This is a genomic window from Streptomyces atratus, assembly GCF_040655115.1.
Taxonomy (GTDB): Bacteria; Actinomycetota; Actinomycetes; order Streptomycetales; family Streptomycetaceae; genus Streptomyces; species Streptomyces atratus_D.
In genome coordinates, this window is sequence record NZ_JBFAJH010000017.1 from 67,571 (window position 1) to 80,386 (window position 12,816).

Below are 12,816 nucleotides of genomic sequence, written 5' to 3' on the forward strand. Positions count from 1 at the left end.
CCTCATGGTCCTCCGCCGCCACAGCGGCATCGCCAGTACTCCCAGCGGCAGTTCGGTCCGCATGTGGATGGCGACCTGTCGGCCGACGATGGTGGGCGGTGGCGTGTCGCGCCCTTGATCGTTGATCACGATGGGCGTGGTGGGGACCCGTGCGCGTGCAGCGATCGTCTGCAGTCGGCAGACCTGTGGGGCGGCGCCCGAAAGTATCGCTGAACGTCCGTTGTGGCACGAGCGGCACCGGGCTGCGCTCGGTTCGCGCCCGCGGGCCGGGTGCCGGACCGGCGGTCGCGCGGCGACACCGGCGCACCGGAACCGGCGAGCTCTCGCCCGTCACCACGGCCGTCGGAAGAAAACGAGCGACACCGTCAAGTCGCCACCGGACTGCTCTCTCACCGCCGAACCGCCGAACCGCTGGTCAGGCGGCGAGGCGGCCGGCGCACGCATGTGAACGTTCGGGCGGGAACACGCCTCTCCACGCGCCACCGCCGACCATGCACGAGCCCGTCAGGAACCCGGCGCCGTTCCCTTGGCCCACGCCTCGATGAGCTCGCCGGCCTGGTCGACGTTGAGCCTGGGATCGCACAGCGAGGTGTAGTGACGCTGCAGTTCGTCCTCGTTCTCCACTGATCCGCCGATGCATTCCGTCACGTCGTCCGCCGCGACCTCAAGGTGGAGTCCGGCGGCGTGCTGCCCGTTCTCTTCAAGGATGTCGCGGAATCGCAGCGCCTCAGTGATCACGTCGGTGAGATGGCGTGTCTTGAGACCGAGCCGGGATGTCACCGTGTTGCCGTGCATGGGGTCGCTCAGCCAGACCACCGGGTGTCCGGCATTCGCCACACAGCGGACGATGGGCGGCAGGACCTCCTGAATCCGGTCCCGGCCCATCCGCGGTATCAGCACGAGGCGGCCGGGCTCGCGTCGCGGGTCGAGCGCCTCACACACGCGCAGTATCTCGTCAGGGTTCGCGGTCGGTCCGATTTTGCATCCCACCGGATTCATCACAGAGGAGAGCAGAGCGACATGCGCGTCGGCCGGCCGACGCGTCCGTTCCCCCACCCAAGGCAGGTGAGTCGACGTCAGGAACAGGTCGTCCGTGTCCGGGTCGCGGCGGATCAATCGGGACTCGTAGTCGATGACCAGGGCCTCATGGCTCGACCACGGCCCTTCCATCGTGGCCGTGCGACCGTTTCCCCGGCGGTGCGTCTGCATCGCCCGCTGCACCTTTTCGCTGGCGTCATAGGCCCACAACATGCGTCGCGGGTCGGGCTTCCGGGTCGCTGGCGTAGCAATATCCGAATTAATCATGTGTCCCCGAAACGAAGGCATGATCAGTGTGCCGTGACGTTCGGTCTCCTGCGACCTGGGTTTGGCGAACTGCCCACCCATGCGGCCCACACGAATGACGCTCTGTCCCGTGAGTTCGCTGAATCGATCTCCCAGCTCGTCGATGACACGTAGCTTCTCCGATATATGTCTGGGCGCGCATTCGTAGAAGCTTTCCGCGCAGTCGCCCAGTTGAAGCAGGAGAGCGCCGGTAGTCATCAGTCTCGACAGCGACCACCGCAGCCGCCGTATCTCCGAGGCCGTCACCAGGGGCGGAGCCGACGCCAGCCTTTGACAGGCCGCGTGGTAAGCGGCGTGGTCTCGCCAATCCGGTTGCTGGGCTGCTGGCATGTCCGCCCACGGCCCGAGTTGGGTGAAGTCCGCCGTTGAGCTGGATGGCTGCATGGGTGCTCCCGTCGAGAGATCAGCGAGATGTGCCTCCGGGATCCCCGGCAGACCGCGAGCCGGTCGCCCGAATGAGCGGATGTCCGTTCGTCCGGACCGGCCCGACCGCGCCGGAGCTTTCCGCCCGGTCGAAGCGTTTGCCGATAGCGTGGCCCAGCGGCCGGTGCGTGCACATCACGTCTTTGCGCCGCTGAACACACGTTCTTCCCGGGGGGGCCGGTACTTCAGCCGTGCGTCGCGATCTCGGTCCCCGTGGTCGCGGGTGGCACAGTGGCTGTGGCGGGCGTGGGCTCGGCGGGCGCGGCACCGGGACGACCGGGCGATGACGACGGCTGCGGGCACGGGCGGGGCGGCCCGGACCGGTCCTGGCAGCAGGCCGCGTCCTCCAACCGAACGCCGGGTGCGTACGCCTCGCGGTCGATCGGCGCCCGGCCGGCATCCGTGGCGTACGCGCGGAACACGGCGACGTGGCAGTTCTCGATCGCACGAAGGGCGTTCCCGAGCCGGCCCGCACACCAGGCCGGACGCGACCAGACCATTGCACCCGGTCCGGCGTCGCGTGCCCGGCATGCTCCGCGGTCTGCCATCTGTTCCTGCGCTCGACCGGCGCCACCGGCGCCTGCACATACGTCATCGTCATCCGGTGCGGCTTCACTCCGGAGGACACTTCCGCCAGGCAGGCGAAGAAGTCATCGACCCAGCCCGACCGGACAAGCTCAGTACTGACGCACAGAACAACGCGGGCATCCGCCGGATGAACCGGACATCACGCGACTACGCCGGAGCCCTGGGAGCTGTCGATCAATAACTCCTCGGTTTGTCAGGGGGGTTGGGGTCGTAGGATCCGGGTGTGATGGAGGGGACCGAGGCGGTATTGGCGGCACGGCTCGGCAAGTTGCTGCCGCATCTGCATGAGCGGCAGCGGCGCCTGGTGTCGGGGGCCGCTGCCGGCGTACTGGGGCATGGCGGGATTCGTGTTGCCGCCCGTGCCGCTGGGGTCGCGGAGTCGACGGTCTCGCGTGGTGCGGGCGAGCTGGATCGTGGGCTGGGAGCCGTCCGGGCGGGTCCGAGCCGCAGGTGCGGGGCGTAAGCGGCTGGTGGATGCCGATCCGGGGCCGATCCCGGCATTGCCGGCGCTGGTCCAGCCCGATCAGCGCGGTGATCCGGAGTCCCCGCTACGCTGGACGGTCAAGTCCACCCGGAACCTGGCCGCCGAGTTGGCCGGTCAGGGACACCGGGTCGGCCATGACACCGTCGCCGCTGACCAGCCACGAAGTCGTGGTCAACACCATCGGCGCCACCACGACGCGCACCCGACAGGCTCCAAGCGTCCACGCCGAGTTCGACCCCGGCACCTACCCCACCGGTCTGACCGTGTCCGACGCGGTGATGGACTCCTTGCCGCTGTCCGAGCACGAGTGGCACGGGAAGTGGAACTACACCCTGCGGCCCGAACCGTCCGCTGCGGTCGAGGCACCGCCCGGTGAGGATCGGACCCAGCCGGAGGACCGAGCCCCGAACTGGTTGCACCACCCGGTGATCTGCGGCATGGAGACACGCGAGTTCGCCGCGCTGCCGGCCGACGTCGAGCAGTACATCCTCGACCACCCTCCCATCAGCCTGCACCACAAGCGGGCCCGGCACCGCACCTTGCGGCGCGGCCCGCTCTCGCTGTCCGATCGGCTGCCGGCCACCGTGATGCGACACCGCTGGAAGACACAAGTCAGGGCGTTGACCGCACTGTTGGGCTCGCCAAGGGAGGCAGGCGGCGACGCGGTCCACGAGATCACCCCGGTCCTGGAAGGGTTCAGCCACCCCATCAAGCCCGCCCCGATCACCGCAGCCACCGCCCAGGACCTCGCGAACCTCATCAGAGAGGACAGCACCAAAACGATCAGTTATTAATCGACAGCTCCCTGCCTTCACCGGCACTACGACTTTCACGCTGAGCTGAGGTTGCGCCCGGCGCCCTTTGCTCGAGTTCCTGCGCGAATTCCAGCCAGGCCACGGCACACGACCGAGCCAACTCGGCGACGGATTTCCGCCAGTGCGGTGGCACGGCATCGATCACCTCGCACCACTCGACCGGCTCGATAGCGCGACTGTCGACCCACCGGACGAAGGCGCGGCCATTCTCCGCATACTTCACCGCGGGATCCTTGCTCAGATTGACCCGCACCGAGCGCCAGTCGATGCTCTGACGAGCGTTGCCCACTCTGTGCCGCTGTGCCTCCACAGCGCCCTCGACGGATGGTCCGCGTTCCTTGGCCGTGCCGGGCTGCGATGTCAGGACCGGGTCCCGGCCCGCTCGCAGGCGTTCACGCACGTCTCGCGCTGTGCCCACCGAGACGCCGGCCTCCCTGGCGATGGCACGCAGGGGCGCATCGGGCTTCATGGCGATGACCTCGCTCGCCCGCCGCCTGCCCGCCGAACCGTCCACGGGACGGACCCGCCCGTCTCTCCCCACACGGCCGCTCTCCCGCTCGGCCGGGACAAATGAGCGCTGCCGGATCGCGCTCACCGTCGCCGGAGACAGCCCGGCAGCAGCCGCGACAGCCCGGTCCGACCATTGCGGATATATCGAGAGGATACGGCTGGCCGCCGCCTCACGATCGGCCAGGGAAAGCGGCAGCCCATGCTTGATGTTGGCATGGACAGAGAGCAGAAATGCTTCTTTGTCGTCACCTTCGAAAAACTTGACGGAGATGGTCTCGTCACCCCGGAGCTTCGCAGCTCTCAGGCGATGCATGCCGTCAATGACCGTCATCGTGCTCCGGTGCACGAGAACCGGTGGAAGATCCTGCGCCGCAGCCAACAGCTTTACATGTTCGGAATTTTCCCCGGCCAGTCGGGGTGAATAACCAGGAAGAAGCGAGAATATCGACACCGAAACCGGGGTCGTTTCGTCCGGTGCGACCGGCCCCTCCGTATGTGCCTCCCGCACGACAAATCCCTTGCTGGATGAGTTACTGTCTGTTTCCAGGGCCTCTAAATTGCTCCACATCCGAACACTCACCTATCGACGGTAGGAGCTGGTGTACGTACGGAAACTGGTCCTGCGGAAGCCAACATGAGACACCACTCCAGTGCGCCGCATCTGATGTTCTATCCCCGGAAAGCAATACGTCTTCCCTCACGCATCATTGCCGGAGGGCCTTGCCTTGAGCAACACCCGCACGGGCTCCAGCGTGGGTAGTGTCTACTACTCGATCGAGCAGTAGACGAGAAGAAGCTGCTCAGCTAACCTGGTTCTGAATTCACCAACCTCGTTTCAACGAAGCGCCAACCTCTTTCCATTGAGTGAACCGTATCCCCGGGAAGGCGCACTTACGCGCGGAGTCGATTCCTTCCGTCCGCCGGCGATCGCTGCAAGACGTGGAACGTCGACCGGAAGGAGAAATCCGGTGAGGAATTTCAGACGGCTGCGGAGTCGGCGGCTCGGGTACGCGGTGACCATCGCCACCGCGGTTGCCCTGGTGGGATCCCTGGCCAGTGCCGCGCCGGCGCCCTCACAGAAGGCGACAGGCTTCGACCTCGACAGCGGGAACGCTCTGATCGAAGTCGTCTACCCCAAAGTTCCAGCGAGTGTCGCACGAGCAGAGCTCCGGCCGTTCTGTGTCGTTGACCGTGGATCACGCCATGTTGATAGAAATGCTGTGGTTTGACGCCATAGCCCCATATCACCCGACGGCGAGGGTATCTTTTCGGATCTCGGCGCCGGCCGAGAGATGAACGCACGACGCGCAACAGGAACACCGCTGTCATCTACTCCACCTCTACCTTGCTCAACGCGCTCCTTCCACAATGCAAGTCCAGGTGGCTTGGCATGATGGAATCGGCGGGTCTCTACAGTTCCCACCGGAAAGGCGTATGGGTGGCCGTGAGTACAACCGGCAGCCCTACGCCGTACGACAGTCCCACTCAGTTCAAGGCCTCTCCACCGACCAATAGCAACCACCACAATCACAGGGCCTACAAACGTCAAGCCGACGAGGTCCTGAAAGCATCGACAGGCCTGAACGATCGCCAGAAGATGACCGCTTCCTTCCTCGTGACCGCTTCCTCGTGACCGATTCCGGCTGCCGACGGTGCCCTCGGGCTCCGTCGGCAGCCGGCTGCTGTCTGCCCAGCCGGCTCGGCGACGGAGGCTCGTCAGGGAAGCCTTCCGCAACAGCTGCCCCCGGGTGGGTGAGTTGAGGAATGACGCCGGACGCACTTTCAGCCATCCACGGACTGCGGCTGATCCGCCGCCGTCCCGGCAGCCACCACCCTTGGAGCTCACTTCCGGCGAATCTCCAGCACGTGCGTTCTCACCCGGCGAGATGGACAACTTGTGTATGGACATGCCCTGATGGCCTGCTCGTCCGTGCTCGGATGCGGCGAACGCGGCCCCTGATGATCAAGGTTACCGAAGCCTTTGATCATGAACAGGCGTCGCGTTCGCGTGTCGTCGTCTCCGATCGATGTTCTCCAGCGCCACTGCGGGGACATCGGCCTGCGCTGCCCATCCGCCGATCTGCCTGAACTCTCCTTGCTGCGGGAGGTGTTGCGCGTGTTCTGGGCGATGAGCGACGCGGCAGTGCGCCCGCCGACAAACACCTCCATCCCGGCCGCGAAGGCTGTGACCGGCCCACTTCGCCCGAGCGCGGTCAAACGGGTCATCAACCCGTCAAACGCCTTTTCAGTGAAGGTCGAGGGTAGAAGAGTTGAGGCTGGAGGGGTTAAAGTTAAAGTCATTTTACTGCTCTTAAGCACAACGGGGGGATAATGTCAATGATCTACCGTGTGTTGGCAGTAAGGTTACAGTTACCTTTTTCGACGGCACGCGACATCAGTCCCGGAGTTCCGAGCCGGGCTCCCGCTCCCGGCGAACCGGAGACTTGGTGGCACCCGCCCACCACCGTCTGTCACGGTTCCCGAACGGTCAGGGCGGCCGCGCCTGCGGGATTCGGCGGTTCAGGAGACCGGTGGTGTTCGTCTACGAACACCGTCCGGTCGGTGCGCGCGACCGGCGGAGTCGGCTCTCGCGCTCAGGCCGACCCTGGGGGCACGTCGATGACAGGTGTCCTTCCGTTTTGTCTCGCGGCGGCGAAGACGCATTCCCGGTTGATGGAGAGGTGCGCCCGCAGAGACTTGTCCCCGGCCCTCGATGTCTCCTCCGTGGGGACTCGGCCGCGACCCGACCGGGAGCTGATACGTCTCGCGGTCACGGCGGACAAGCGGTTCTGCGCGAGGAACGTCCACGATGTGCTCGGCCGCACCCGCACTCCGGCCACGCTGCCCCGGCCGGTCCGGGAGGCGTTCGGGCGGGCGGCGCGGGAGGCGGCTGCCGGCATCATCCAGCACAGTGAAGCCGATCGCTGCTCAGTCGAGGTCTGGACCGGCACCAGGACCGCGCATCTGCGGATCACCAACGACGGTGTTGGGCTGCGCGGTGCGGTCCGCGGGACCGGGCTCGCCGGTCCGACGACGCGGCTGCGCGCCGTCGGCGGCACACTCATCCACGGCCCCGGCCCTGATCTCACCCATCGCGTCGAAGTGACAGCGCCGTTCAGCCGCAGTGACTGGTGGAGGGAAGATGGCGATCAAGGTTGTCCTGGCCGAGGACGAAGCCCTCACCAGAGAGGCCCTCACCGCACTTCTCCAACAGTCGGGAGACATTGAGGTCGTCGCCCACACAGGACGGGGCGACAGCGTGCTGGAGCTGGTGGACGACCACCAGGCGGGGCTCGCCGTTCTCGATGTGTGCATGCCGGGCATGAACGGGATCGAGGTCGCCGAGCAGCTGCACCGGGAACGGGCCGGTTTCCCGGTGGTGCTCCTGACCTGCGACGCCCGGCCCGGGCACCTCCAGCGGGCCATGAAGGCCGGTGTGCGGGGAATCCTCACCAAGGGGACCTCGATCCGCGAGCTGTGCAGGGTGATCCGTGAGGTGGACGCGGGGGGAGGGCACGTCCCCCTCGAGCTGGTCGCCGAGATGCTGGCCGCCGGCGAGAACCCGCTGACGGCCCGCGAGGCGGAGATCCTGAAGGCGGCCGAGGACGGCCGCCCCCTCAGCGCCATCGCGTCCCAGCTGCACCTGAGCCCGGGAACGGTGCGAAATCACATTCACTCGGCCATCCGCAAGCTGAAGGCCGGGAACAGGATGAGTGCCGTGCACGCCGCGTCGCGGGCCGGCTGGATCTGAGACGACGGAAGCGGACGGGGCACCGGCCGCGGCCACGCGCCTTCGACCGCGATGGCTCGGTCGGCCCGACCGTCCCGGTGGCCGGTTCCGGCCCTGGTGGGGGCCGGTGGGGTGGCCGGACTCCGTCCGCCTTCGCTGCGTCGGCGTACGGCCGGGCAACGGCTGACCGTCAGGCGGGTGTGGTGCCGCAGGCGCTGTCACGTTGTTGGGTGTGTGAGTGTCTGATGGCGCGTCGGGGCGTGGTGGGCTTGCGCTTCGGCCTGTGGTCAGGCCGTGGTGGGCGGGTCGGCAGAGCCGGTGATCTGGTCCCAGATGGCGAAGCGGACGGTCATCCCGGCTCGGTGGTCGGAGGCTGTCATCAGGTGGCGGCGTGGGTCGGAAGTGGGGTGAGATGCCGCTGAACGCGGCCAGGAACTGCTGGGCTCCGCCGACGGAGCGGAAGCCCTTCATCGCGCGTTCACGCTGCCTTGTCGGCCGGTGGCTGTTCTCTGCCTGGTTGTTCAGGCCCTTGTGCGAGCGGTGCTCGACCGAGGGCATGACCTCGCGGTGGGCCGCGCCGTAGGAGCGCAGCTTGTCCGTGACGACCACCCTCGGCACGATGCGGAGTAGCCCGCCTACGGTCGTCGTAGGCGCGGGAGAGTACCGACACGATGGGCCCCCTCCACTACAACGGTTTTCCCGGGGGCGATCTCTGTGAACCCGGCGTCACGCACCACCGGCAGTCCGCTCACGGTGAGTTCCGCCCAGCGGGCGGCGTCCGGGGTGGCGACGGAGAGCGGGAAGCCTGCCTCCCGCCACGCCTTGCGCTCCGTGTCCGACAGTTCCCACCAGGCGAGCTGCGCGCCGTGCCCGACCTGTGCCATCTCCTTGCCCGCGGACATGTCGAGCTCCGGGTTCAGCCAGAGCACCGGGCCGGACGGGTCGGGTGCGGCGGGCGGCTCGTGGTCGTCCAGGTCCGTCCCCGACACCTGGAGCTTCGCCAGCTCCTTCGGCCAGCCGTCCAGCGGAACCGGTGGGAACACCCGTACCTCGGCGCTCTCGCCCGTGACCGTGATGCCGGGCAGCGCGGACGCCTTGCGCCACTCCGCGCCGCGCGCCCGCCGCACCACCTTGCGGATCCGGGCGTCCTGCCAGTCGCGCATCACCTGCGCCCACTCGCCCTCGCCGACCGACCGCTCGTCCGAGAGCATCACGAGGACGGCCCGGGCGGCGGTCCGCAGCGCGTCGGTGCGGGCCGGGGGGTCGGTCTTCTCGATGTGCACCACCAGCGGAAGCACGTACTGCGGGGCCTCGTCGCGGCTGGTCGGCTCGGAGTGGAACGGGGAGTCCGAGGGGGCCGGGGCGCCGGACGGGGACTGGGTTGCGGAGGTGTCGTTGCTGCTCACTCGTCCCAGTCTGCCAGCCGCCCGGCCCGGGCTCCTTGGCGGAATGAACCGGTCCGGGTGAGGATGCACCGCATGAAGAGCGATCTCTTTTCCAGCGAGAACATGGTCCAGCCGGCAACTGCCCCTGGAATGACCCTGCAGAACACCAAATCCATCAAGTACGCCGTCAACGGCGAGATGCACGCACGCCAGGGGTCGATGATCGCCTTCCGGGGCAATCTCCAGTTCGAGCGCAAGGGTCAGGGCCTCGGCGGCATGCTCAAGCGCGCCGTCACCGGCGAGGGGCTGCCGCTGATGGCGGTCCGCGGGCAGGGCGAGGCGTGGTTCGCGCACGAGGCCGCCAACTGCTTCATCGTGGACATGGAGCAGGGCGACGTCCTCACCGTCAACGGCCGCAACGTCCTCTGCTTCGACCCCACCCTCGCGTACGAGATCAAGACCGTGAAGGGCGCCGGGATAACCGGCGGCGGGCTCTTCAACAGCGTGTTCAGCGGCTACGGCAAGCTCGGCCTGATCTGCGAGGGCCACCCGATCGTGATTCCCGTCACGGCCCAGCAGCCGGTGTACGTCGACACGGACGCCGTCGTCGGCTGGAGCGCCCAGCTCAGCACCTCGCTGCACCGCTCGCAGAGCATCGGCTCGATGATCCGCGGCGGCTCCGGCGAGGCGGTCCAACTGATGCTGCAGGGAGAGGGGTTCGTGATCGTCCGGCCCAGCGAGCTCAAGCCCGAGAAGGCGTCGGCCAACTGAACCTGACAGAAGTGGGCCGACGGTACGGCCTCGGCGGACCATGGGTGCTGCGCGGGGTCGACCTCGACCTGCCCGCGCACACCCTGGTCCGGATCGAGGGTGCCAACGGCACGGGAAAGTCGACGCTGTTGAGGCTGATCTCCGGGATCGACGCCCCGACGGAGGGCCGCGTCACCGGCCGACGGCCGCGCACGGCGTATGTTCCCGAGCGCTTCCCGGCGGCGCTGCCCTTCACCGCCGGCGGGTACCTCGTCCACCTCGGGCGGATCCACGGTCTGCGGACCCCGGAGGCGACCGGGCGGGCGCAGGAGTGGCTGGCGCGCTTCGGGGCCGCCGGCCACGCCCGTACCCCCCTGTCCGAACTCTCCAAGGGCACCAGCCAGAAGGTCGCCGTCGCCCAGGCGCTGCTCGCCGAACCGGAGCTCCTGGTCCTGGACGAGGCCTGGACCGGCCTGGACACGGCGGCCCGCGGCGAACTGGACCGCGCGGTCGCGGAACGGGTCACGGCCGGGGCCACCGTCGTCTTCGTCGACCACGATCCGCGCCGGCTGGCCGGGGCGGTCGACGTCACCCACCGGATCGAGGGGCACCGGCTCGTCCCTGTGACGGCGGCGGAGACCGGGGACAGGACGGCCGGGCCGCGGGTACGCATCGAGGTCACAGGCGCGTCCGGGGCCGCCCTTCCCCCGGGGCTGCCCGGCGCACCGGTGCAGGAGCCCCGGACCGACGGAACCGTCCGGCTCACGGTCGCGGCCGTGCACTCCGACGCACTCCTGCGCGCTCTGCTCACAGTCCGCCCGTCCTGGCACATCACACGCCTGTCGGCGGCAGCGGCACCCGAACCGGTGCCCCGGACCGAACCGTCAGAGGCCCGGCAGGCACGATGACCGCCCTGATCCGCTACCAGGCCGCCCTGTTGCTCCGCTCCCAGCGCTGGCTCGCCCCCGTTCTCCTGTACGCCGTCTTCCTCGCTGTGGGAGTCCGGTCGGGGCAGCCCGTGCTCGACTCGCTCGGTTACGCCGCCGCCGCGCTCCTGCCCGTCACCGCCTGGCTCGTCCAGCTCTGTGCCACCCAGGAACCACCCGCCGCCCGGACCGTCGCCGCCGCGGTGGCGGGGCAGCCGCGGGTCCATCTGGCATCGCTGCTCACCGCCGCGGCCTGTGCCGGACTACTGGGCACGGCGGCCACCGCGATCGTGCTGCTGATCAGCGATCCGGCCAACGCCGACCACACCGTCCGTGTCCCGCTGCTGCCCGCCGCACTCGCCGGGCTGCTCGCCGCCGCCTGCTGCGCGCTGCTGGGAGCGGCGGTCGGCGCCCTGTGCACCCGCCCGGTGGTGCACCGTCGCGGCTGGTCGGCCGCGACCACCGCGCTCGCCGCCCTGCTGTCCCTGGTGACCACCGGATCGCCCGCGAAGTACGCGGTCACGGGACTGGTCACCGGTTCGCTGACCGGAGCGGTACACATCCCCGCCCTGCCCCTGATCTGCGCCGCCGCGGCGGCCTGCGCGGTGGCGGCGGTCGTCTGCAGGCTCACTTCGCTGCGCGGATGAGTAGGCTCCCAGGCATGGACGAGCGCCTGGACGAGCCGTACTGCGAGACGCCCGACACGAGGCCCGTGTCGGCGGATTCCGTTCCTCCGTACGCCGAATGCGTGCTGTGCCGGAAGCCGACCGAGTACCCGGAGTCGGTCAAGGGCATCACGCTCTGCCCGGTCTGCGAATGGCAGGAGGCACAGCGCACGGCCTGCTCCGGCTAGCTGTTGTCGTCAGGGGGTGTGCGGCGTTCGGCCGGCGTCCGGTCGGCTCCCCATCAGCTCGGAGACCTTCACGAAGCGGTACCCGCGCCTGCGCAGTTCCGGTACCACCTGGCCCACGGCCTCGGCCGTGACGGGGGCGGCGCTGCGCGTGCAGTGCATGACGACCAGGGACCCCGGCTTCACTCCGGCCAGCACCTGCTCGGCCACCGCGTTCGCGTTCGTCGCGAACGCGTCGCCGCTGACCACGTCCCACTGCACCGCCGTCACTTTCTCGGACGCCAGCGTGCGCAGCGCCGCATCATTGTAGCAGCCGCCGGGGAAGCGGAAGTACGGCACCACATGGAGCGCGCCCGTTTTCCGGATCGCCCTGAAGGCCCGCTCCACGTCGGCGCGCATATCGGCCTTGCCCAGGACCGGAAGTCCGTAGCAGGGCGAGGTGAAGGCGTAGTGGCTGTAGGAGTGGTTGGCGATCTCGAAGAGGGGGTCGGTGCCGATGAACCGGGCCTGCGTCGGGTACTCGTCCGCCCACCGCCCCGTCATGAACACGGTTGCGGGCACCTTCAGGCGGCGCAGCAGCGCGATCAGCTCCGGGTTGTCGAAGTGCTCGCCCGCGGCTGCGCGCGGACCCTCGTCGGCTGTCATGTCGGCGTCGAAGGTGAGCGCCACGACCTTGTCCGTGGTGTTCCGCGCGCGTTTGAAGACCGGTGTCAACCCGGCCCGGTCCGGTGCCATCGTGGGTGGCTGGTTCTCCACGGGCGTGGGCTTCACGGACGGTGACGGCGGCGGGGTGGCGGACTGTGCCTGCCGGGGGGCGTGGGTGACGTTTGAACCCGCGCTCTTTGACAAGGTGTCAGCACCGCAGCTGATCAGAACAGTGCCCAGAGCGACACTCAAAGTGGCCACTGCGGTCAATTTTCGTACAGAGTTGGTCACTTATGGAAAGTAGTCGATCGTCCCGGGAGGAGCCCGGTGCGGCGCTCCTCCGGATCGAGTCCGTTCCCCGGAATC

General features: G+C 68.3%; 10 protein-coding genes and 2 pseudogenes. 7 read left to right on the plus strand and 5 right to left on the minus strand.

Annotated features, from left to right (window positions below; genetic code table 11):
* Positions 1 to 504 precede the first annotated feature (504 nt).
* Positions 505 to 1,728, minus strand: a complete 1,224-nt coding sequence (locus tag AB0I23_RS20105; protein ID WP_359110949.1) for a 3-deoxy-7-phosphoheptulonate synthase — start codon at positions 1,726 to 1,728, stop codon at positions 505 to 507.
* Between the two features lie 853 nt (positions 1,729 to 2,581).
* On the opposite strand from AB0I23_RS20105, the pseudogene AB0I23_RS20110 reads away from it, so the two are divergent.
* Positions 2,582 to 3,633: pseudogene (locus tag AB0I23_RS20110) on the plus strand (ISAzo13-like element transposase-related protein).
* Here the strand turns inward: AB0I23_RS20110 and AB0I23_RS20115 are convergent.
* Positions 3,623 to 4,744: a ParB/RepB/Spo0J family partition protein gene (locus AB0I23_RS20115; RefSeq protein WP_359110950.1), complete on the minus strand. Its 1,122-nt coding sequence runs from the start codon at positions 4,742 to 4,744 to the stop codon at positions 3,623 to 3,625. The pseudogene AB0I23_RS20110 and the gene AB0I23_RS20115 sit on opposite strands and share 11 nt — an antisense overlap.
* A 747-nt stretch (positions 4,745 to 5,491) precedes the next feature.
* Here AB0I23_RS20115 and AB0I23_RS20120 point away from each other — a divergent pair.
* Both AB0I23_RS20120 and AB0I23_RS20125 read left to right on the plus strand, forming a co-directional pair.
* Positions 5,492 to 5,797 carry a hypothetical protein gene (locus tag AB0I23_RS20120; protein WP_359111036.1) on the plus strand — a complete coding sequence of 102 codons (306 nt, stop codon included), beginning with the start codon at positions 5,492 to 5,494 and terminating at the stop codon, positions 5,795 to 5,797.
* 1,509 nt (positions 5,798 to 7,306) lie between these two features.
* Complete coding sequence (locus AB0I23_RS20125; protein WP_359110951.1) at positions 7,307 to 7,915, plus strand: response regulator transcription factor; 609 nt, start codon at positions 7,307 to 7,309, stop codon at positions 7,913 to 7,915.
* A 410-nt stretch (positions 7,916 to 8,325) separates the two neighbouring features.
* Here the strand turns inward: AB0I23_RS20125 and AB0I23_RS20130 are convergent.
* Positions 8,326 to 8,503: pseudogene (locus tag AB0I23_RS20130) on the minus strand (DDE-type integrase/transposase/recombinase); the annotation flags it as partial.
* Between the two features lie 26 nt (positions 8,504 to 8,529).
* Positions 8,530 to 9,300, minus strand: a complete 771-nt coding sequence (locus tag AB0I23_RS20135; RefSeq protein ID WP_359110952.1) for a peptidyl-tRNA hydrolase — start codon at positions 9,298 to 9,300, stop codon at positions 8,530 to 8,532.
* A 72-nt stretch (positions 9,301 to 9,372) separates the two neighbouring features.
* Here AB0I23_RS20135 and AB0I23_RS20140 point away from each other — a divergent pair, with 72 nt between their 5' ends.
* From AB0I23_RS20140 to AB0I23_RS20155, 4 genes are read left to right on the plus strand one after another with little or no spacing between them, the layout of a single operon-like run.
* Complete coding sequence (locus AB0I23_RS20140) at positions 9,373 to 10,050, plus strand: AIM24 family protein (protein ID WP_359110953.1); 678 nt, start codon at positions 9,373 to 9,375, stop codon at positions 10,048 to 10,050.
* Between the two features lie 44 nt (positions 10,051 to 10,094).
* On the plus strand, positions 10,095 to 10,937 hold the full coding sequence (locus AB0I23_RS20145; protein ID WP_436846966.1) for an ATP-binding cassette domain-containing protein: 843 nt from the start codon (positions 10,095 to 10,097) through the stop codon (positions 10,935 to 10,937).
* A complete protein-coding gene (locus AB0I23_RS20150) occupies positions 10,934 to 11,602 on the plus strand; it encodes an ABC transporter (protein ID WP_359110954.1) in 669 nt (222 codons plus the stop codon). Before AB0I23_RS20145 ends, AB0I23_RS20150 begins: the two co-directional genes overlap by 4 nt.
* A gap of 14 nt (positions 11,603 to 11,616) precedes the next feature.
* Positions 11,617 to 11,808: a hypothetical protein gene (locus AB0I23_RS20155; RefSeq protein WP_359110955.1), complete on the plus strand. Its 192-nt coding sequence runs from the start codon at positions 11,617 to 11,619 to the stop codon at positions 11,806 to 11,808.
* Positions 11,809 to 11,817: 9 nt separating this feature from the next.
* Here the strand turns inward: AB0I23_RS20155 and AB0I23_RS20160 are convergent, their stop codons facing one another.
* Positions 11,818 to 12,720: a polysaccharide deacetylase family protein gene (locus tag AB0I23_RS20160; protein WP_436846967.1), complete on the minus strand. Its 903-nt coding sequence runs from the start codon at positions 12,718 to 12,720 to the stop codon at positions 11,818 to 11,820.
* Between the last annotated feature and the right edge of the window lie 96 nt (positions 12,721 to 12,816).

Excerpts from the sequence above, each read along its gene's own strand:
- AB0I23_RS20150 (WP_359110954.1), top strand. The coding sequence starts at position 10,934 with ATGACCGCCCTGATCCGCTACCAGGCCGCCCTGTTGCTCCGCTCCCAG.
- AB0I23_RS20155 (WP_359110955.1), top strand. The coding sequence starts at position 11,617 with ATGGACGAGCGCCTGGACGAGCCGTACTGCGAGACGCCCGACACGAGG.
- AB0I23_RS20125 (WP_359110951.1), top strand. The coding sequence starts at position 7,307 with ATGGCGATCAAGGTTGTCCTGGCCGAGGACGAAGCCCTCACCAGAGAG.
- AB0I23_RS20140 (WP_359110953.1), top strand. The coding sequence starts at position 9,373 with ATGAAGAGCGATCTCTTTTCCAGCGAGAACATGGTCCAGCCGGCAACT.
- AB0I23_RS20105 (WP_359110949.1), bottom strand. The coding sequence starts at position 1,728 with ATGCAGCCATCCAGCTCAACGGCGGACTTCACCCAACTCGGGCCGTGG.